At 73.9% G+C, this 17346-nt stretch carries 22 protein-coding genes; 18 read left to right on the top strand and 4 right to left on the bottom strand.

The features are described 5' to 3' along the window. Positions 1 to 130 precede the first annotated feature (130 nt). The 9 genes from DEI81_RS06195 to DEI81_RS06155 all read left to right on the top strand — a co-directional run bounded on the left by DEI81_RS06195 (position 131) and on the right by DEI81_RS06155 (position 7977). Entirely contained in the window at positions 131 to 784 is a 654-nt protein-coding gene (locus DEI81_RS06195; RefSeq protein WP_111009666.1) for a response regulator transcription factor, read from the top strand. Positions 785 to 834: 50 nt separating this feature from the next. Further along, a complete protein-coding gene (locus DEI81_RS06190; protein WP_146244030.1) occupies positions 835 to 2043 on the top strand; it encodes a HAMP domain-containing sensor histidine kinase in 1209 nt (402 codons plus the stop codon). A 47-nt stretch (positions 2044 to 2090) separates the two neighbouring features. After that, positions 2091 to 2624, top strand: coding sequence for a hypothetical protein (locus DEI81_RS06185; protein WP_146244029.1), 534 nt, complete (start codon positions 2091 to 2093; stop codon positions 2622 to 2624). 68 nt (positions 2625 to 2692) lie between these two features. Beyond that, positions 2693 to 3241, top strand: a complete 549-nt coding sequence (locus tag DEI81_RS06180) for a hypothetical protein (protein WP_146244028.1) — start codon at positions 2693 to 2695, stop codon at positions 3239 to 3241. A gap of 44 nt (positions 3242 to 3285) precedes the next feature. Continuing rightward, the gene (locus DEI81_RS06175) at positions 3286 to 4377 is read left to right on the top strand and encodes a peptidoglycan-binding protein (RefSeq protein WP_111009662.1); all 1092 of its coding nucleotides are present in this window, start codon (positions 3286 to 3288) and stop codon (positions 4375 to 4377) included. Then, positions 4374 to 5192, top strand: a complete 819-nt coding sequence (locus tag DEI81_RS06170) for an ABC transporter ATP-binding protein (RefSeq protein WP_111009661.1) — start codon at positions 4374 to 4376, stop codon at positions 5190 to 5192. Before DEI81_RS06175 ends, DEI81_RS06170 begins: the two co-directional genes overlap by 4 nt. Next, positions 5189 to 6382, top strand: coding sequence for an ABC transporter permease (locus tag DEI81_RS06165; protein ID WP_111009660.1), 1194 nt, complete (start codon positions 5189 to 5191; stop codon positions 6380 to 6382). Before DEI81_RS06170 ends, DEI81_RS06165 begins: the two co-directional genes overlap by 4 nt. Positions 6383 to 6530: 148 nt before the next feature. After that, on the top strand, positions 6531 to 7094 hold the full coding sequence (locus DEI81_RS06160) for a DUF2231 domain-containing protein (protein WP_111009659.1): 564 nt from the start codon (positions 6531 to 6533) through the stop codon (positions 7092 to 7094). 217 nt (positions 7095 to 7311) lie between these two features. Beyond that, positions 7312 to 7977: a DedA family protein gene (locus DEI81_RS06155; RefSeq protein ID WP_111009658.1), complete on the top strand. Its 666-nt coding sequence runs from the start codon at positions 7312 to 7314 to the stop codon at positions 7975 to 7977. 177 nt (positions 7978 to 8154) lie between these two features. Here DEI81_RS06155 and DEI81_RS06150 read toward each other — a convergent pair whose 3' ends face one another. Further along, positions 8155 to 8355 (bottom strand): DUF2945 domain-containing protein, encoded by a 201-nt coding sequence (locus DEI81_RS06150; protein ID WP_111009884.1) that lies wholly within the window; start codon positions 8353 to 8355, stop codon positions 8155 to 8157. A gap of 176 nt (positions 8356 to 8531) precedes the next feature. On the opposite strand from DEI81_RS06150, the gene DEI81_RS06145 reads away from it, so the two are divergent. Then, complete coding sequence (locus tag DEI81_RS06145; protein WP_111009657.1) at positions 8532 to 9599, top strand: serine/threonine-protein kinase; 1068 nt, start codon at positions 8532 to 8534, stop codon at positions 9597 to 9599. Between the two features lie 147 nt (positions 9600 to 9746). Then, positions 9747 to 10373, top strand: a complete 627-nt coding sequence (locus DEI81_RS06140; RefSeq protein WP_111009656.1) for a phosphoribosylanthranilate isomerase — start codon at positions 9747 to 9749, stop codon at positions 10371 to 10373. 183 nt (positions 10374 to 10556) lie between these two features. Here the strand turns inward: DEI81_RS06140 and DEI81_RS06135 are convergent, their stop codons facing one another. Continuing rightward, on the bottom strand, positions 10557 to 11327 hold the full coding sequence (locus DEI81_RS06135) for an HAD-IIB family hydrolase (RefSeq protein WP_111009655.1): 771 nt from the start codon (positions 11325 to 11327) through the stop codon (positions 10557 to 10559). A gap of 101 nt (positions 11328 to 11428) precedes the next feature. Between DEI81_RS06135 and DEI81_RS06130 the strand changes: the two genes are divergently transcribed. After that, positions 11429 to 11944, top strand: coding sequence for an AAA family ATPase (locus tag DEI81_RS06130; protein WP_111009654.1), 516 nt, complete (start codon positions 11429 to 11431; stop codon positions 11942 to 11944). Positions 11945 to 12071: 127 nt separating this feature from the next. On the opposite strand, the gene DEI81_RS06125 is transcribed toward DEI81_RS06130, so the two are convergent. Next, on the bottom strand, positions 12072 to 12671 hold the full coding sequence (locus DEI81_RS06125; RefSeq protein WP_111009653.1) for a nitroreductase family protein: 600 nt from the start codon (positions 12669 to 12671) through the stop codon (positions 12072 to 12074). A gap of 122 nt (positions 12672 to 12793) precedes the next feature. Here DEI81_RS06125 and DEI81_RS06120 point away from each other — a divergent pair, with 122 nt between their 5' ends. After that, the gene (locus DEI81_RS06120) at positions 12794 to 13714 is read left to right on the top strand and encodes an AEC family transporter (RefSeq protein ID WP_111009652.1); all 921 of its coding nucleotides are present in this window, start codon (positions 12794 to 12796) and stop codon (positions 13712 to 13714) included. A gap of 64 nt (positions 13715 to 13778) precedes the next feature. Here DEI81_RS06120 and DEI81_RS06115 read toward each other — a convergent pair whose 3' ends face one another. Continuing rightward, positions 13779 to 14615 carry an exodeoxyribonuclease III gene (locus DEI81_RS06115; RefSeq protein ID WP_111009651.1) on the bottom strand — a complete coding sequence of 279 codons (837 nt, stop codon included), beginning with the start codon at positions 14613 to 14615 and terminating at the stop codon, positions 13779 to 13781. Positions 14616 to 14777: 162 nt separating this feature from the next. Here DEI81_RS06115 and DEI81_RS06110 point away from each other — a divergent pair, with 162 nt between their 5' ends. From DEI81_RS06110 to DEI81_RS06085, 5 genes are read left to right on the top strand one after another with little or no spacing between them, the layout of a single operon-like run. Continuing rightward, complete coding sequence (locus tag DEI81_RS06110) at positions 14778 to 15323, top strand: Asp23/Gls24 family envelope stress response protein (RefSeq protein ID WP_111009650.1); 546 nt, start codon at positions 14778 to 14780, stop codon at positions 15321 to 15323. Continuing rightward, a complete protein-coding gene (locus DEI81_RS06105; protein ID WP_111009649.1) occupies positions 15320 to 15511 on the top strand; it encodes a DUF2273 domain-containing protein in 192 nt (63 codons plus the stop codon). The genes DEI81_RS06110 and DEI81_RS06105 overlap by 4 nt, the downstream gene beginning before the upstream one ends. Then, positions 15508 to 15996: a hypothetical protein gene (locus tag DEI81_RS16175; RefSeq protein WP_181435336.1), complete on the top strand. Its 489-nt coding sequence runs from the start codon at positions 15508 to 15510 to the stop codon at positions 15994 to 15996. Before DEI81_RS06105 ends, DEI81_RS16175 begins: the two co-directional genes overlap by 4 nt. After that, positions 15993 to 16715 (top strand): hypothetical protein, encoded by a 723-nt coding sequence (locus DEI81_RS16170; RefSeq protein ID WP_181435335.1) that lies wholly within the window; start codon positions 15993 to 15995, stop codon positions 16713 to 16715. Before DEI81_RS16175 ends, DEI81_RS16170 begins: the two co-directional genes overlap by 4 nt. Beyond that, a complete protein-coding gene (locus DEI81_RS06085) occupies positions 16712 to 17305 on the top strand; it encodes a hypothetical protein (RefSeq protein WP_111009646.1) in 594 nt (197 codons plus the stop codon). Before DEI81_RS16170 ends, DEI81_RS06085 begins: the two co-directional genes overlap by 4 nt. Positions 17306 to 17346: the final 41 nt, after the last annotated feature.

Genomic DNA, 17346 nt, shown 5'->3' with positions numbered 1-17346 from the left:
TCCCGTCCGTGGTGCGGGTGACCGACGCCGTGCCTCCCGGCGATCCGGCGGGTGAGACATCGCGTGGGCAGCGCCATGTCGTGTACGCGGAAGGTGCGGATCCCGGACCCGGGGCCCTACCCTCCACGGGATGCGGGTGCTGGTGGTGGATGACGAGCAGTCCCTCGCCGAGTTGATCGCCCGTGGGCTGGAACGGCAGGGGATGACCGTCGACGTGGTGTTCCGCGGCGACGAGGCGGACGAACTCCTGGCGGTGAACGACTACGACGTCGTCGTCCTGGATCGCGACCTGCCCGGCCTCCACGGCGACGAGGTCGCTCGTCGCTGCACCGCCCGTGGTGGGTGCACGCGGGTGCTCATGCTGACCGCCGCGACGACCCTGGCGGACCGCGTGGCCGGGCTCGAGCTCGGCGCCGACGACTACCTGCCCAAGCCCTTCGAGTACCCGGAGCTCGTCGCGCGGGTGCGGGCACTTGGCCGCCGGAGCGCCCCCGCTGCCCCGCCGGTGCTCGGGCACGACGGGATCGTGCTCGACACGAACCGGCTCATGGCCACCCGCGACGGGCGCCCGCTCGACCTGACGCCCAAGGAGTTCGGGCTGCTCGAGGTCCTCCTCCGGGCCGACGGCCGGTTGGTGAGCGCGGAGGAGCTGCTCGAGAAGGTGTGGGACGTCAACGTCGACCCGTTCACGTCCGCCGTGCGCGTGACGATGTCGAAGCTCCGCCGCAAGCTCGGTGAGCCCGATCCGATCAGGACGGTGCCGGGCAAGGGGTACGCGCTGTGACGACCGGGTCGGGTCGCGCCGACGGGTCGCGCCCCGGTCGAGGACCGCGGATGCGGTGGAGCATCCACACGCGCACCGCGGTGGCGTTCGGCGGCCTGTCGATGGTGCTCGCCGCGGCGGTCCTGGTGTTCGTGAACCTCATGACGCAGCGCGGGATCGTGACGGTGCTCGAACTCGACGACGGCGGAGCGTGTCCCCGTGCCGACGTCGCGGGGTGCGGCACGAGCGCGAGCCCGGTGTGGACGGTCCCCGAGGCGACCGCGTCGGCGCGCGCGGCGCTGCCGGGTGCGCCCCCTCCGGAGGGCCACACCGGCCCGAGCGGATCCGTCGCCGGCGTCGCCCGTGTCGGGCAGCTGGTGGCGTCGCAGCAGTGGCTGTGGTCGGCGGTCGGCATCGGGACGGCCGGCCTGGTCGCCGCCGGTGCCGGCTGGCTGGTCGCCCGGGCCGTGCTCCGTCCGATCGGTCTGATCCGCGCGACCGCGGAGCGGATCTCCGCGACGACCCTGCACGAACGCATCGACCTCGGCGGCCCCGACGACGAGGTCCGACGGCTCGCGGACACGATCGACGCGTTGTTCGGACGGCTCGAGCAGGCGTTCGAGGGGCAACGCCGCTTCGTCGCCCAGGCGTCCCACGAGCTGCGGACGCCGCTCGCCCTGCAACGGGCCGCGATCCAGATCGGGCTCGAGGACGACGCCGACCCCGACACGATCCGCGCCGTCCGCCAGGAGCTCCTCGACGCGAACCGGCGGAACGAACAGTTGGTCGAGGGCCTGCTCGACCTGGCGGAGGCGGAACGGGGTGTCTCCGGCCGGGCCCAGGAGGTCGACCTCGCGGACGTCGTCGAGGGCGCCGCGGACGCGTCCCGGACTCGTGCACGGTCCGCGGGCCTGGACCTCCACGTCCAGCCGGGCGACGGCCTCCGGGTGGCGGGCGATCCGGTGCTCGTCCGGCACCTCGTCGAGAACCTCGTCGACAACGCGCTCGAGTACAACCGACCGGACGGGTTCGTGCGCATCGAGGTGACCCACGACGGGCTCGTCGTCGAGAACAGTGGGCCACTCGTGTCACCGGAGACCGCCCGCACCCTGACCGAGCCGTTCACGCGCGCGGAGCAGCAACACCCGGGCCGTCGACACAGCGGCATCGGGTTGTCGGTCGTCGACGCCGTCGTGCGGGCGCACGGGTGGCGCCTGGCGATCACGCCCCGGTCGGCGGGCGGCCTGGTGGTCCGCGTCCACGGTGTTTCGCCCGTGTGACCGTCGACCGGACGCCCGCGAAACGGCCCGCCCGCTGGACTGTCCGCATGGAACGAACCAGTGACACCGACCGGCCGCGGAGGAGGCCCGGTGCGGCGCTCCTCCTGTCCTCCACGATGGCGCTCGCGGTGAGCGTCGTCCTGTCCGGGTGCTCCGACGCGCCCGGATCCTCGTCCTCGCGCGGGGGCTCCAGCTCCGTCGGCGCCGCCGCGTGGGGCTCCTGCATGCGGGACGCGGGGTTCGACATCGAGGACCCGTCCGAGGCGGAGTGGTCCTCCGGAGTCGTCCGTGCTCCGTCCGGCGCGGACGGTGACGCGTTCCAGCGCGCCTCCGCGAGCTGCCGGGGGGACGACGCGCCCAGGGCCTCCGACGAGCAGAAGGCCATCTGGGACCAGGAGCTCCGCGACTTCTCGGCGTGCATGCGGGAGCACGGCCTCGACGACTTCCCGGAGCCGGAGCCGGAATCGGGGCTCGACTACGGCAAGTACGCCGAGGAACCGCTGCGCGACTCACCGACCGTCACGCAGGCCGACGAGGAGTGCAGCGATCGGTACCTCGCCGACTGGGGGACGACCGGATGACCCGGGAGACGCCGTTCACCGAACCGGGTCGCCGGGAGGCGGCGACCACGACGCACAGGAGGACCACCATGACCATGACCACGACCACGAGGTCGCTCCGCGATGACGGACGGCGCTCCGGACTCGGCGGGTCGGTACCGACCCACGGGGTCCGGGTGACGCTCGCCGTCGTCCTCGCCCTGCTCAGCGTGACCGGCGCGACCGGCTGCGCGGCTGGGAGCGGGCGGGACGAGGCGGGCCGCACCCGCTCGTCGGCACCGAGCACGGACGCGAACGCGTTCTCGGCGTGCATGCGGGACCGGGGGATCCCGATGGAGGACAGCGACCCGACGCAGGGGGGCGAACGTGCAGCGGTACCGGAAGGCGTCGACCCCGACGCCTACCAGCGTGCACTCGTGTCGTGCGCGGAGGAACGCGCCGGTGGTGCCGAGCCCGCGGAGGCGGTGGACGCCGATCCCGAGGTGTCCCGGTGCATGCGCGAGCACGGGATCACCGATTACCCCGACCCCGTGCACGGCCAGGTGGACTACGACCCCGGTGACCCGCCCTCGAGCGCGTTCCTCGCGGCCGAGGAGACGTGCTGGAAGCAGGTCCACGGCGCGGAGATCGCGAAGTGAGCCGCCGCGTACGGCCGGCGCGACGACCCACGCGGCCCACGCGGGTGCGCCGCGGGACGGCGGTCACCGTCGGCGCCGCGGTCGTGGTGGTGGTCGCGAGCGCCACGGTCGCGGTGACGACCGTCGTGCCCGAGGACGATCGCGCGGTCGCCGCGCCCGGCAAGGCCGCGTCCGCGAGCGCGACCCCGTCCTCCGGGGGCGGAGCCCCGAAGCGCACCGCGGACGGACGCCCCACGGCACCCGTCGTCCGGGGCGACCTCACGGAACGCCGCACGTTCGCGGGCACGCTCGGCCACGGGACGCCGAAGGACCTGCTCGGGTCCGGGAGCGGCACCCTGACCGGCCTGCCCGACTACGGACAGGTCGTGCACCGGGACGAGGCGCTGTACTGGCGCGACGAACGGCCGGTCCGGGCGATGCACGGCGCGGTCCCACTGTGGCGTCCGCTCGAACGGGGCCTGCGCGGCACCGACGTGGCGCAGCTCAACCGGAACCTCGCTGCCCTCGGGTACGACGTCGCGCAGGACGACCGCTTCGGCACTCGGACGGCCGCGGCGGTGCGTCAGTGGCAGCGGGACCGCGGGTTCGCGGTGACCGGACGGCTCACGGCGGACGACATCGCCTTCGTGGACGGGGACGTGCGCGTCGCCGAGCCGAAGGCCACGGTCGGTTCCCCGGCGAGTGGACCGCTCTACGGGTACACGAGCACCACCCGCACGGTGACGGTCCCGATCGACGAACTCGCGGCCGGCTCGTTCCCGGTCGGGTCCACCGTCTCGGTCGGCTTCTCCGGATCGACCGAGCACGTCGACGGCACGGTGCGCTCGGTGGGCGCGGACCCGTCGTCGGACGACGGCGGCCTGGTCGTCGAGATCGACCTCCGTGCCGCGGTCCCGTCGGGCGTGGCCGAGGCGGCTGGCGTGGACGTCCAGGTGGAGGGCGAGACGCGGAAGGGGGTGCTCTCGGTCCCGGTCGGGGCACTGCTGGCCGCGCGCGGCGACGGGTACGCCGTGGATCGCGTCCGGGCGTCGGGCGAGACCGAGCGGGTACCGGTCGAGGTCGGGTTCGCGGCCGACGGGCGCGTCGAGGTCAGCGGCGGGGTCCACGAGGGCGACCGGGTGGTGGTGCCGTCATGACCGCGGTCGCGACCGTCCCCCGGCGGACGACGGCGCCGGACGACCCGGAGGGCCGCGTCCTGGTCCTCGAGGGCGTCACGAAGCGGTACGGCGAGGTCGAGGCCCTGCGCGGGATCGACCTGCGGGTGTCGGCGGGCGAACTCGTCGCGGTCGTCGGGCCGAGTGGCTCCGGCAAGTCGACGATGCTCAACATCATCGGAACCCTCGACCTGCCGACCGAGGGCCGGGTCGTCATCGCCGGGCACGACGTCGGCACGATGTCCGACGACGCGGTGTCGCGGCTCCGCGCGGACCACATCGGGTTCGTGTTCCAGCACTTCCACCTGGCGCAGGGCGCCACCGCCGTCGAGAACGTCGCCGACGGCCTGCTCTACACGGGCACCGGCCGCCGCGAGCGCACCGAACGGGCCGCGGACGCGCTCCGCAGGGTCGGGCTCGGACACCGGCTCGACCACCGTCCGCACGAACTCTCCGGCGGCGAGAAGCAGCGCGTCGCGATCGCCCGGGCCATCGTGGGCGACCCCACCGTGCTCCTCGCCGACGAGCCGACGGGCGCGCTCGACACCGCGTCGGGCGCAGCGGTGCTCGACCTGCTCCGTGAACTCAACGCGGGGGGCACCACGGTGCTCGTGATCACCCACGACCTCGAGCTCGCGGCCTCGTTGCCCCGGCAGGTGCGCATGCGCGACGGCCGGATCGCGGACGAGACCCACGGCGGAGGCGACGGGCACGACGGACGCGGTGGGCGCGTCGACGCCACGACGCTCGCCGACGCGATCCGGGCAGCGGGCACGGGGACGGAGGCGCGGGCATGACCGCGACCGGCCACGTCCACGCCGGCGACCTGGTGCGGCTCGGACTGTTCGGGCTGCGGACCCGTCCCACCCGGGTCGTCCTCTCGGCGCTCGGCATCGCGATCGGCATCGCCGCGATGGTCGCGGTGGTCGGCATCTCGAGCTCGAGCAAGGCGAAGCTCGACGCCCTGCTCGACGCGCTCGGGACGAACGTGCTCGCGGCACAGCAGGCCACCGGCTTCGGCGAGCCGGAACCGCTCCCCGTCGACGGGGTGTCGACGGCCGTCCGACAGTCCGACGTCCTCGACGCCGCCGGTGTCGGGCGGGTCGAGGACGGACGCGTCTACCGGAGCGCCCGGGTCCCCGCGCTCGAGTCGAAGGGCATCGGCCTCGTGGCCGCGTTCGGCGACGTCCCACGCGTGCTCGCCGGTCGGTTCGCCGCGGGGCACTGGCTCGTCGGCGCGGACGACGCATCCGCGCCGGAGCAGGCGGTCCTGGGCGCGGAAGCGGCGAAGCGCCTGGGGATCGACCGGGTCACGGACGACACCGCGATCTGGACGGACGGACATCGGCTGGCGGTCGTCGGGATCCTCGAGCCACTCGCCCTCGCGCCGCAGCTCGACACGCAGGTGTTCATCCCGCGCTCCACGGCCGCAGGGATGGGGTTCGACGGGCATCCGACGCAGATCCTCACGCGGGTGGACCCGGACGCGGTCGCCGAGGCCCGCGAACGGTTGCCCCGGTCGATCAGTCCCCTCCACCCGAAGGACGTCGCCGTGACCCGGCCCTCCGACGCGCTCGCCGCGAAGAACGCGTCGCAGGACTCGTTCACCGGCCTGCTCGTCGGTATCGGCGGTGTCGCGCTGCTCGTCGGCGGCATCGGCGTGGCGAACACCATGGTCATCACGGTGCTCGAGCGCCGAGCCGAGGTCGGGGTCCGCCGGTCGCTCGGGGCACGCCGACGGGACATCCGCGACCAGTTCCTCGTCGAGTCGCTGCTCCTGTCGCTCCTCGGCGGCGTGGCCGGCGTCACGATCGGGGTCGCCGTGACGGTCGGGTTCGCGCTCGCCCAGGGGTGGCCGGTCGCGATCCCGGCGTGGGCGGTCCTCGGCGGGGTCGGGGCGACCGTCCTCATCGGCGGCGTCTCGGGCATCTACCCAGCCGCGCGGGCGGCACGGATCCCGCCGACGTCGGCGCTCGCGGCCGCATGACCCGGGACGGACGGGAGGCGCGGCACCGGACGGTCGCCGCGCCTCCCGTCCCCGGGTTCCTGCGTACCGGCCGGGAGGTCCGGGACCGACCCGAGCGGGCCTCCCGTCCGCCGACTACGGTCTGGGACAGCCGATCCGAGGGAGCGTCATGCGGGAGATCCGTGCACTGCAGAGTCTGACCAGCGCGATCGAGCACGCGAGCGTGCTCGACAAGCTCATCGACGTCGACGTGAAGGCCGTCAAGGCCCTCGTCCAGCCCGACGCCCTGAAGCAGCTGCTGCACGGCGTGCCGTTCGGGCACCCGCTGCACCCGCTCATGGTCCAGGTACCCCTCGGCGCGTGGCTGTCCTCGGCCCTGCTCGACCTGCTGCCGGGGACGCACCGGTCGTCCCGAACGCTCGTCGGCGTCGGCGTGGTGTCGGCCGGCGTCGCGACCACGGCCGGGCTCACCGACTGGTCGGAGCTCGACCGCGAGCAGCAGCGCACGGGGTACGTGCACGCCGTGGTGAACGGCACCGCGATGACGCTCTACGGGCTGTCGTGGTGGCAGCGGAAGCGCGGGAACCACCTGCGCGGCAAGGTCCTCGGCATGCTCGGACTCGTGGTCGTGTCCGGCGGCGGCTACCTCGGGGGGCACCTGTCCTACCGCCAGCGTGCAGGCGTGAGCGACCACGGCGAGGTGCCGTTCGAGCGTCCTCCCGTCGGCGCCTGAGACCGACGCAGGGTGCCACCGGCGGGACTGGTCGCACACGGCCGGACGCGGTAGTGTCCGGGGGTCTCCGGCGTCAGGGGTGGCGCCGGGGTGGAGATGCCGGGGTGGCATCGGCGGGAGGCGGGCGTCCGACTGGGCGCCGCCTCCCGTTCCCACTCCGAGGGGGTGTCCGGCCACCCGGCACCGCGTGTCCAGGCGCCGTCGGTACCGTGCGGGCATGACGATGACCGCCACCGCCCGCACCGACGGTCCGAGCGGGGTCGGCGGCCTCACGGGGTTCGTGCTCGAGGTGGTCGACCGCCTGGGCGAGTGGGGCGTCGGACTCCTGCTGTTCGCGGAGACCGTGTTCCCGCCGATCCCGAGCGAGGTCATCCTGCCCCTCGCCGGGTTCCTCGCCGGCGCGGGAGCGATGGACCTGGCGCTCGTCCTCGTCGCGGCGACCATCGGCTCGTGGCTCGGGGCGCTCGCCCTCTACGCGCTCGGGGCCCGGGTCGGACTCGAGCGCTCGATCGGGTGGGCCGCGCGGTTGCCGCTCGTCGACGAGGACGACCTGCGTCGCGCCGCGCACTGGTTCGACCGGCACGGAGCGGCGGCGGTGTTCCTCGGGCGGCTCGTCCCGGGCGTGCGGAGCCTCGTCTCGCTGCCGGCCGGCGCCGGGCGGATGCACCTCGTGACGTTCTCGGTGTACACCGTGCTCGGCAGCGTTGTGTGGAACACGGCGCTCGTCCTCGCGGGCGCGGCGCTCGGCTCGCGGTGGGAGCTGCTCGAGGGCTGGTCCGCGTGGATCGACCGCGGTGTGTACGCCGCGCTCGTGGCCGTCGTCGCCGTGTTCGTCGTGCGGCGCGTCCGGCGTCGGGGGCGGGAGCGCCGGCAGCGGGGCTGAGCCCCTCGAGCCCGACTGCGCGGCTCGTCGTGCACGCTCGTCGAGCGCGGGTCGTGCGCGCGCGTCGAGCGCGGGTCGTACGCGCGCGGACGACAACTGCGCTCGCGCCAGCACGCGCAGTTGTCGTCGACACGCGCAGGTGCCGCCGGGATCACCGGTACGGCCGGGGAACTGCCCTCAGGACCGGAGCGCCGACTCCTTGTGCGCGGCCTTCTTGCCGGACTTGGCCGACTCGACGATCCAGTACGGGTCGTCGTCGGTGGGCTTGAAGTCCTGCCCGTCGAACGTGAAGTCCTTCGTCTTCTTCTCGCGCGCGGTGCCGGTCGTCTCGCCCTGCGAGGTGTTCCAGTGCACCTCGTCGCCCTCGTGGATCGCCATGCGCTGGACCATACCCGGCGACCTGCGAGGAAGTGCAGCGCTCGCGGTACATCCACCGGTCACAAGTGGATAACACGGCATGCGCGCCGAAGGTGCACGCGTAGCGTGGATGGTGCGTCGCCCACCCAGCGGCGCGCTGCGCACTCCCGGCGCCCCGAGAGGATCGACGAACCCGAATGAGTCTGGTCTCCAGCACGGTGACGGCCGACACCGTCCTCGCCGGGCGATACCGGCTGACGGAGGTGATCGGCACCGGCGGCATGGGGACCGTGTACCGCGCCCGTGACGAGCACACCTACCGCGACGTCGCCATCAAGCTGTTCGCGACGCCCCAGTCGATGACGCACGCGGACCGGGTCCGCCAGGAGCGCGAGATCCGGCTGCTGAGCATGTTGAGCCACCCCGGACTCATCCCGCTGTACGACGCCGGGACCCACGAACTCGTCGACGGGCCCCACCGGTTCATCGTCATGGAGCTCATCTCCGACCCGACGCTCCTGCGCCGCCTCGCCGACGGACCCCTGCACAACTACGAGGTCGCCTCGCTCGGGGCGCAGCTCGCCGACGCCCTGGCGTACGTGCACGCCCGCGGCATCGTGCACCGGGACGTCAAGCCGGCGAACATCCTCATCAACGACGAGGGGTCCGCCGGGTTCGCCCGCACCGTCAAGCTCACCGACTTCGGCGTCGCCCACTTCGTCGACGGCTCCCGCCTGACCGGCGACGGCACGATCATCGGTACCGCTGCGTACCTCAGCCCCGAGCAGGTCGCGGGCGAGTCCATCACCTTCGCGACCGACGTGTACTCCCTCGGCCTGGTGCTCCTCGAGGCCCTCACCGGCAAGCAGGAGTACTCGGGCACGGTCATCGAGGCCGCCCTCGCCCGGTTGCAGCACGACCCCGAGATCCCCGAGACGGTCGGCAGCGAGTGGCGTGACCTCCTCGTGGCGATGACGTCGCGTGACCCCGAGGAGCGACCGAGCGCCGTCACCGTCGCCCGCGTCCTGCGTGGAGGCGCGTCCCGCGTCACGGGACCGGTCCCGCTCGGCCGGACCCGGTCCTCCCGTTCGTCGCACCGTGCCGAGCACCGGCTGCACCGCGCCGCACACCGGCACACCCGCCGGGGCACGTTCGACGCGGTGCGGCGGTGGCGCCGCCGGAACACGATCGTCGGCAGCCTGGCCGGCATCGGCGTCGTCGCGGCCTGTTTCGGGTCGTACCTGCTCGGCGCCGCCGCGCACTAGACGACGCCGCGGGTGCACGACGCGTCGTGCACCCTCGCGCTGTGAGGTCGGCACGGGTCGAGCACCGAGGGTCACGGGAAACGCCCGGGGCGACGCCGACGGACCCGCGGCCGTGACAGCGCAGGTGCGGTCGGGCAGGATCGGAGCATGACCACCGACGCCCTCTGGATCAAGATCTGCGGACTGTCGACCCCCGAGACGGTGGACGCCGCGATCGACGCCGGAGCCGATGCGCTCGGCTTCGTGTTCGCGGCGGGGAGCCCCCGCACGGTCACGGCCGACCAGGCGAAGGAACTCGTCGAGCGGGTGCCGGAGGGCATCGACGCCGTCGGGGTGTTCCGCGACCAGGAGATCGACGAGATCGTCGGGGTCGCCTCGGCGGTGGGGCTCACGACGCTCCAGCTCCACGGCGACGAGACCCCCTCGGACTTCGCGCGCGCACGCGACGCCGGGTTCTTCACGATCCGGGCGGTGGCTGCCCAGGACTACCTCCGCGAGACGCCCGAGCAGCGCGCCGCGTACGACCACGACCTGCTCCTGCTCGACGCAGCGGAACCCGGGGCCGGCAAGCTCGTCGACCCGAGCACGATCGCCGGACGCGTCGACGAGGCCTGGATCCTCGCGGGTGGACTCACGCCGGCGAACGTCCGCGCCGCCGTGCAGCTGTTGGACCCGGACGGCGTGGACGTGTCGAGCGGGGTCGAGTCCTCGCGCGGCGTCAAGGACCCGGCGCGCATCCGGGCGTTCGTCGAGGCCGTCCGCAGCATCGCCTGACCCGCCGCGCGGAGGGGCGGGCCGCGGTGTCGCGGGCGCGCGCCGACGACGAGCGGGCGCGCGCCGACGACAACTGCGCCGTCGTCTGCAGGCGCACTCGTCGTCCACGCGCGCACCTGCGCGGCCGGGCAGGAGGGCCGGGGCCGGGCCGGGCCTCCCGGCCAGCGCATGCGCGGGCCGGCGTCAGACGACGGGCGCGCGGAAGCGGGGGATGAGCTCGTCGAGATAGTCGGCGGTGTCCGGCCAGCCCGTGACCGCGTGGCAGGGGACGCCGAGCGCCTTGACGGGGTAGTCGTTGCCCTCCGGGTCGAGGCGGTCGCCGACGAACAGCATGTCGTCGAGCGCGATGCCCGTGATCTGCGCGAGTTTCGTCATCCCGTACGCCTTGTCGATGCCCTTGCGGGTGATGTCGATCGACGTGGAGCCGCCCGAGCGGACCTCGAGGTCGGGGAGCTGCGCCTGCACGAGCCGCTTGAGGTGGTCCTTCTTGCTGCCGTCGGGGTCCCACGCCTTCTTCGCGTCGACCGGAGCGGCCTGTCCCAGCGCCGAGAACGTGATCTGCGAGCCGCGGTCCTCGATGATCGGCCCCCAGGTCTCGGTCTCCCACAGGCCGGCCTGCTTCGCCTGGTCCTCGACGACGGCGATCGCTCGGGTGCGCTCGTCCTCGGTCAGGTCCTCGGCGTACTCCAGGTGCCAGTCGGCGTCGAGCCAGCGGTAGTAGCGGGTACCGCAGGTCGGCATGAGGTGCAGGTCGTCGAGGCGGAGGCCGTCGCGGGCCCGGAGCGGGGCGACGAGCTGCTGGTCGAACTGGGCGAACTGGCCGCCGGAGATGACGGCGACGGGCACGGCGTCGAGCAGGCGGGCGAAGGTGTCGAGCATGCGGGGGTCGAGCGGGGACTTCGACGGGGCGAGGGTGTCGTCGAGGTCGAAGGCGACGAGACGGGGTACGGGCATGGCGACCATCCTGGCAGAGGCGCCGGGGCGGCAGGAGGGTCCGCGGGGACGAGGCCGGCCGCGCTGGCCAGGGGTCTCCTGAGGGTCGGTAGGGTGAGCGCGTGCTCATCGTCCTGGCGGGGCTGCCCGGTGTCGGCAAGTCGACGTTCGCGGCGGCGCTCGCGGCCCGGGTCGACGCGGTCGTGCTCGCCGTCGACCTCGTCGAGGACGCACTGCTCGCGGCCGGGCTGCCTGCCGGGTCCACCACGGGTGTCGCCGCCTACGGTGTGGTGGAACGCGTCGCGGAGGCGCAGCTCGCCGTGGGACGATCGGTCGTCGTCGACGCTGTGAACGACGACCCGCGCGCTCGCGAGCAGTGGATCGGGCTCGCCGAACGGTCGGGCGCCGAGACGCACTGGTTCGAGCTCCGGCTCGCGGACCCGGACCGGCACCGCGCCCGTCTGGAGGGCCGGGGTCAGCGCTTCACGCGCCTCCCGGAGCCGGGGTGGGACACCCTGGCTCGGCGTGCGGACGCCCTCGACGGATGGGCGGCGGAGCGCACGGTGCTCGACGCGGCGGAGCCGGTCGAGGCCCTGGTGGCCGCGGCGCTCGGGGCGGTGCGGCCGCCGCGCCCCTGACGGGCCCGCCGGCCGCCCTTGCCGGGGCGCGTCCCGCCCACCCCCTCGCCGAGATCGCAGAAGATGCCGCTCTGACAGGGGTCGAAGCGGCATCTTCTGCGATCTCGGCGGAACAGGGGCCCCGGGGTCAGTCGCGCGCGAGCACCAGCTCGTCGAGGGGCAGGCGCGTGCGGGGCGCGAGCTCGCGGGCGGCGGCCTGCTCGTCGAGCTGCGACGGGTCGGCGACCGTCCCGATCGCGGTCACCGTGACGGGCACGAAGCGCTCGGGCAACGCGAACGCGGTGCGGAGGCCGTCGACGTCGATACCGCCGAGCTGGTGCACGTGCAACCCCTCGGCGTGCGCCTGGACGGCGAGCGCGGCGATCGCCTGACCCAGGTCGTACTCCGCCCAGCGGCGGGGCTGACCGTCCTCGTCAGCGGTCTCGGCGATCGCGACGACGAGGGCGCTCGCACGGTGCGCCCACGCCTGGTTGAAGCCCATGAGGTGCTCCATGATCACGTCGAAGGTCGGGGTGCCGCGGCGGCCCACCACGAACCGGCGGGGCTGGGTGTTCGACGCGGACGGGGCCCAGCGCGCGGCCTCGAGCAGCGTGGTCACGGTGTCGTCGTCGATCGTCGCCGTCTCGTCGAACGAGCGGGGGCTCCAGCGCTCCTCGAGCAGCGGCACGAGCGGGCGGCTGGAGTCGGTGGAACGGGTCAGCGTGGTGGTGTCGGACGTCGCGGTCATGGTGCCTCCCAACGGTGTTCCATGCGAACGTATTCCCACGGGTGTCGTCGACTCCGACCGGCGACCGATGTCGGATCAGACGGCCGTCCCTCCGTCGACGAGCTCGATGCCAGGATGGACCCGTGAGCGGAGTGCTGATCGGGTTCGCGATCATCGGCGTCGTGATCGCCACGGGGTACCTCGTCGGACGGCTCGGGGTCCTCGGCCCGCACGCGCAGTTCGTCATGAGCCGGCTCGTGTTCTTCGTCCTGACCCCGTGCCTGCTGTTCCACACGATCGCGACGGCGGACATCCACGTGCTGCTGTCCGAGATGCTCGTGGTGTCGCTCGTGACCGCGCTCGTCGTCGCGCTCGGGACCGCCGCCGTGTTCCGGTTCGTGCTGCGCCGCGACCTCGCCCAGACCACGGTCGGGGCGCTCGCCGCCGGGTACGTCAACTCGAACAACATCGGCCTGCCCGTCGCCGTCTACGTGCTCGGCCATCCGGCGTACGTGGTGCCGGTCATCCTGCTGCAGCTCGTCGTGCTCGCGCCGATCGCGCTGACGATCCTCGACACGGCGACGTCCTCGGGCGGGGGCCTGCGGCGGCGGATCCTCGGACCGGTGAGCAACCCGCTCATCATCGCGTCCCTCCTCGGCCTGGTCGTGTCGCTGACCGGCGTGCGGATCCCCGACCCGGTGATGGAGCCGTTCTCGCTCGTCGGCGCGGCCGCGGTACCCGTCGTCCTGCTGTCGTTCGGGATGAGCCTGCACGGCAACGCGCCCTTCCGTGACCCGGACACCCGGGTGGACGTGGTCGTGGCGAGCGCGCTCAAGCTGTTCGTGATGCCGGTGCTCGCCTACGTCATCGCGCGCTTCGTGTTCCACGTGTCGCACGAGCACCTGTTCGTCCTGACGGTGCTCGCCGGGCTGCCGACCGCGCAGAACGTCTTCAACTACGCGCAGCGGTACGACGCGGCCGTGCCCGTCGCGCGGGACGTCGTGCTCGTGTCGACGATCGGCGCGGTGCCCGTCCTCGTCGTCGTGGCGGCGCTGCTGCACTGACGCCACCGCCGGCCGGGAGGCGCGGGACCGGCCGCCCCGGCCCTCCCGTCCGGCGGATGCCGCGTCAGAAGATCATCGGGCGGTCGTCGTCGAGACTCGTGTCGAGGTCGAGGTCGACGCTCACCGGCACGTGGTCGCTCGGGGCGTCGCCCTTGCGCTCGTTGCGGTGGATGGCGGCTGCCGTGACGACCTCGGCGAATGCGGGGGACCCCATGACGAAGTCGATGCGCATGCCCTCGTTCCGCGGGAACCGCAGCTGCTTGTAGTCCCAGTAGGTGTACCCGGTGGGCACGAGCGGGCGGACGACGTCGGTCAGCCCGATGCCCTCGAACGCGCGGAACGCGGCCCGCTCCGGCTCGGACACGTGCGTGTGGCCCTCGAACAGCGCGCGGTCCCAAACGTCCTCGTCGAAGGGGGCGACGTTCCAATCGCCCATGAGCGCGAGCGGCTGGTCCGGAGCGGCGGCGATCCACTCCTCGGTGCGGGCTGCCAGCCGCGCGAGCCAGTCGAGCTTGTACGTGTAGTGGGGGTCGCCGACCGCGCGGCCGTTCGGCACGTACAGGCTCCACAGCCGCACGCCGTCGACCGTGACACCCATCGCCCGGGCCTCCACGGGGACGTCGTCGCCCTCGTGCCCCTTGAGGAACCCGGGCTGCGTCGGGAAGTCGCGCGTCACGTCCTCCATCGGGAGTCGGCTGGCGAACGCGACGCCGTTCCACTGGTTCAGGCCGTGGGCCTCGACGGTGTAGCCCGCGGCCTCGAACAGGTCGACCGGGAACTGCTCGGGCTTGCACTTGATCTCCTGCATGCCGAGCACGTCGACGTCCTCACCCACGAGCCAGTCGACCACACGGGAGGCGCGGGATCGGATCGAGTTGACGTTCCACGAGGCGACACGCATGGTGACGAACCTACCGGCCGCCCCCGACGCCCGGCGGTCCCTGGGGGTCTCCCGACCGGGGCGGTCGGCCCCGCACGGCAGGGTGTTGGTTGGACGGCAGACCCGGCGCCCGCGGCGCACGGTCGCAGGACCTCCATCACGACATCGACGACGGGAGCGGACATGGCAACCACCACGAACGGCGCGGGCGGAGCGGCGACCCCCGGCCGCGCGGGCACGACCGGCGCGAGCACGACGCGGGTGACGACAGCGCGCACGACGGCGGGCGGGTCCTCGCGCGTCGACGGTTCGAGCGCGGTCGTCGCGGACCCCACCACGACCACCGAGATCACGACGCACGGCCGGACCGTCATCGACGACGCGGTCGTCGCGAAGGTGGCCGGGATCGCGGCGCGCGAGGTCCCCGGCGTCTTCGCCCTCGGCGGCAACACCGCCCGCGCGTTCGGGGCCATCCGCGACGCCATCGGCTCGAGCGACCTCGGGCAGGGCGTCCGCGTCGAGGTCGGCGAGACCCAGGTCGCGGTGGACCTCACCATCGTGGTCGAGTACCCGATGCCGATGATGGAGGTCGCACAGGACGTCCGCTCGGCCGTCACCGCCGCCCTGACCACGCTCGTCGGCCTCGAGGTCACCGAGGTCAACGTCGCGATCAACGACGTCAACATCCCCGCGTTGAACGGCGAACCGACCGAGGCGCGGGTCCAGTGAACGCCACGGTGGTCGGCATGGGCGCCGGCGCGGTCCTCGCGATCGTGGCCGTGACGCTCGGGTTCTGGGCGTTCGTCGTCGTCGCGGTGTTCATGGCCGTCGGCGCCCTGGTCGGACGGCTCGTCAGCGGCGACATCGACGTCCGCCGGCTCGCCGACGTCCTGCGTGGACGCCGGAGTTCGTCGTGACGAGTGAGCCGAACGGGCCGGCGGGGTCGGTCGCGTCAGCCGGGTCGGTCGCGTCGGCCGGGTCGGCCGGGTCGGCCGGGTCGGTCGGGTCGGCCCGGTCCGTCGGGTCGGTCGGGTCGGTCGCGTCGGCAGCCTCGGTCGGGTCGGCCGGGAGGCCCGTCCCCGGCTGGGACCGCATCGCCGCGCCCGCCCTCGTCCACACCGCGCAGGCCGCCGCCGCCGAGGCCCTGCACGTGCCCGTCCGCGAGGTCCGCGCGCGCGTCGCCGACGACGGCCGCGGTGCCCTGGCGATCGAGGTCCGCGGACCGCTCGCGCTGCCACAGCTCGGCTCGCACCGGGTGCCCGACGAGCCGGTCCTCGCCCGCACGCACCGCGCCCGCGGCGTCATCGCCGAACGGGTGCACACCGTGACCGGGCGCCACGTGTCCCGTGTGTCCGTGGTGTTCACGTCGTCGATCGTCGAGGTCCCGGGGCGGGTCCGATGAGCATGGAGACCGGCGACCGCGCCGGCTCGCCCGACGGTCCCGACGGTCCCCGCGCCTCCCACGGCAGCGGATCGCGCCACGGTCTCGCCACCCCGCCCGGCTTCGGCGACCCCCGTGACCGGTCCGCCGACGACCCCGCCGAGCACGACCGCGTGCACCGTCGGCTCCTGCGGCGCGAGACGCACGTCTCCCGGTCCGTCGCCGTCTCCGTCACCATGGTCTGCGTCGTCCTCGTGGCCGCCGCCGTGGCGCTCGCCGCGGTCCTCGTCCTGCTCCACGAACGCCTCGCGGGGTTCGAACCGCGCACCGTCGTCGACGCAGCCGTCGCCGCTCCGGCCGGGACGGTCCTCCCGGTCCTGGACGTGGTGGGCGGGCTCGTGGCGTTCCTCGGGCTCGTCCTCGTGCTGCTCGGTGTGCTGCCGAAGCGGCGCGCGCGGCACACGATGCCGTCACAGCGGCTCGCCGTCGTCGTCGACGACGAGGTGCTGGCCTCCGCCACCGCGCGCGCCGCCCGCAGCGTCACGCGCCTCGGCCCGGAGGGCGCGGTCGGCACCGTCGGGCGCCGAACCGCCGAGGTCGTGCTGCGGCCCGCCGCCGGCGTCGACGTCCCCGTCGTCGCCGTGACCGAGGCCGTGCGCGCCGAGGTCGACACGATCGACCCCACACCCGCGATCAGCGTGCGGGTGCGCGTGCAACCGGCCGGAAGGGTCGACGGATGACCGCGAGCAACCGCACCCTCGGCCGCGTGCTGCTCGTCCTCGTCGGCCTGGTGCTCCTGGCCGGTGGGCTCGCCGTGGTCGCGCTCGGCACCGTGCCGGGTGCCGCACGGACGTGGCACCGCATCGCACCGGGCGCCCTCGCCGGGTTCGGGTCCGGTGCCGACCGTCCGACGTCGGTCACGGCGTGGTCCATCGCGCTCGGTGTGGCCCTGCTCGTCGCGGTCCTCGCGCTCGTGGTGCTCGCCACCCGCGGTGGCGGTCGGATCGCCACGGTGATCGAGGACGAGGGCACCGCCGCCCCCGTCGACGGCCTCGTGACCATCGACTCCACCGCGGTGCAGCACGCGCTGTCCTCGGCCATCGGTGCGCTGCCCGAGGTCCACTCGCTCGCCGTGGACGTCTACCGCGTCCGGGGCGCCCGTGCCGTTCGGATCCGGGTCCGGCCCCGGCAGGGTTCGGCGCCGCGAGATCTCACGACGCGGATCGAGGACGTCGTCGGCGACCTCGACGCCGTGCTCGGGATGCGGCTGCCGGTCCTGCTGCACATCGCACGCGGGGGTGCGGCCGGGCAGCCGGTTCGGGTGCACTGAGGGGCGGCTGGCCGGCCGGGGGGCGTGTGGCACCGGGGGTG

It is taken from the genome of Curtobacterium sp. MCBD17_013 (genome assembly GCF_003234565.1).
Lineage (GTDB): Bacteria > Actinomycetota > Actinomycetes > Actinomycetales > Microbacteriaceae > Curtobacterium.
Note: the sequence above shows the minus strand (reverse complement) of the source record. Positions and strands in the feature narration are given on the sequence as shown.

Coding starts and splice junctions, on each gene's coding strand:
- DEI81_RS06165 (WP_111009660.1), top strand. CDS start 5,189: ATGACCGCGACCGGCCACGTCCACGCCGGCGACCTGGTGCGGCTCGGA.
- DEI81_RS06145 (WP_111009657.1), top strand. CDS start 8,532: ATGAGTCTGGTCTCCAGCACGGTGACGGCCGACACCGTCCTCGCCGGG.
- DEI81_RS06085 (WP_111009646.1), top strand. CDS start 16,712: ATGACCGCGAGCAACCGCACCCTCGGCCGCGTGCTGCTCGTCCTCGTC.
- DEI81_RS06180 (WP_146244028.1), top strand. CDS start 2,693: ATGACCATGACCACGACCACGAGGTCGCTCCGCGATGACGGACGGCGC.
- DEI81_RS06190 (WP_146244030.1), top strand. CDS start 835: ATGCGGTGGAGCATCCACACGCGCACCGCGGTGGCGTTCGGCGGCCTG.
- DEI81_RS06185 (WP_146244029.1), top strand. CDS start 2,091: ATGGAACGAACCAGTGACACCGACCGGCCGCGGAGGAGGCCCGGTGCG.
- DEI81_RS06135 (WP_111009655.1), bottom strand. CDS start 11,327: ATGCCCGTACCCCGTCTCGTCGCCTTCGACCTCGACGACACCCTCGCC.
- DEI81_RS06140 (WP_111009656.1), top strand. CDS start 9,747: ATGACCACCGACGCCCTCTGGATCAAGATCTGCGGACTGTCGACCCCC.
- DEI81_RS06150 (WP_111009884.1), bottom strand. CDS start 8,355: ATGGCGATCCACGAGGGCGACGAGGTGCACTGGAACACCTCGCAGGGC.
- DEI81_RS06170 (WP_111009661.1), top strand. CDS start 4,374: ATGACCGCGGTCGCGACCGTCCCCCGGCGGACGACGGCGCCGGACGAC.
- DEI81_RS06195 (WP_111009666.1), top strand. CDS start 131: ATGCGGGTGCTGGTGGTGGATGACGAGCAGTCCCTCGCCGAGTTGATC.
- DEI81_RS06110 (WP_111009650.1), top strand. CDS start 14,778: ATGGCAACCACCACGAACGGCGCGGGCGGAGCGGCGACCCCCGGCCGC.
- DEI81_RS06155 (WP_111009658.1), top strand. CDS start 7,312: ATGACGATGACCGCCACCGCCCGCACCGACGGTCCGAGCGGGGTCGGC.
- DEI81_RS06160 (WP_111009659.1), top strand. CDS start 6,531: ATGCGGGAGATCCGTGCACTGCAGAGTCTGACCAGCGCGATCGAGCAC.
- DEI81_RS06115 (WP_111009651.1), bottom strand. CDS start 14,615: ATGCGTGTCGCCTCGTGGAACGTCAACTCGATCCGATCCCGCGCCTCC.
- DEI81_RS16170 (WP_181435335.1), top strand. CDS start 15,993: ATGAGCATGGAGACCGGCGACCGCGCCGGCTCGCCCGACGGTCCCGAC.
- DEI81_RS06125 (WP_111009653.1), bottom strand. CDS start 12,671: ATGACCGCGACGTCCGACACCACCACGCTGACCCGTTCCACCGACTCC.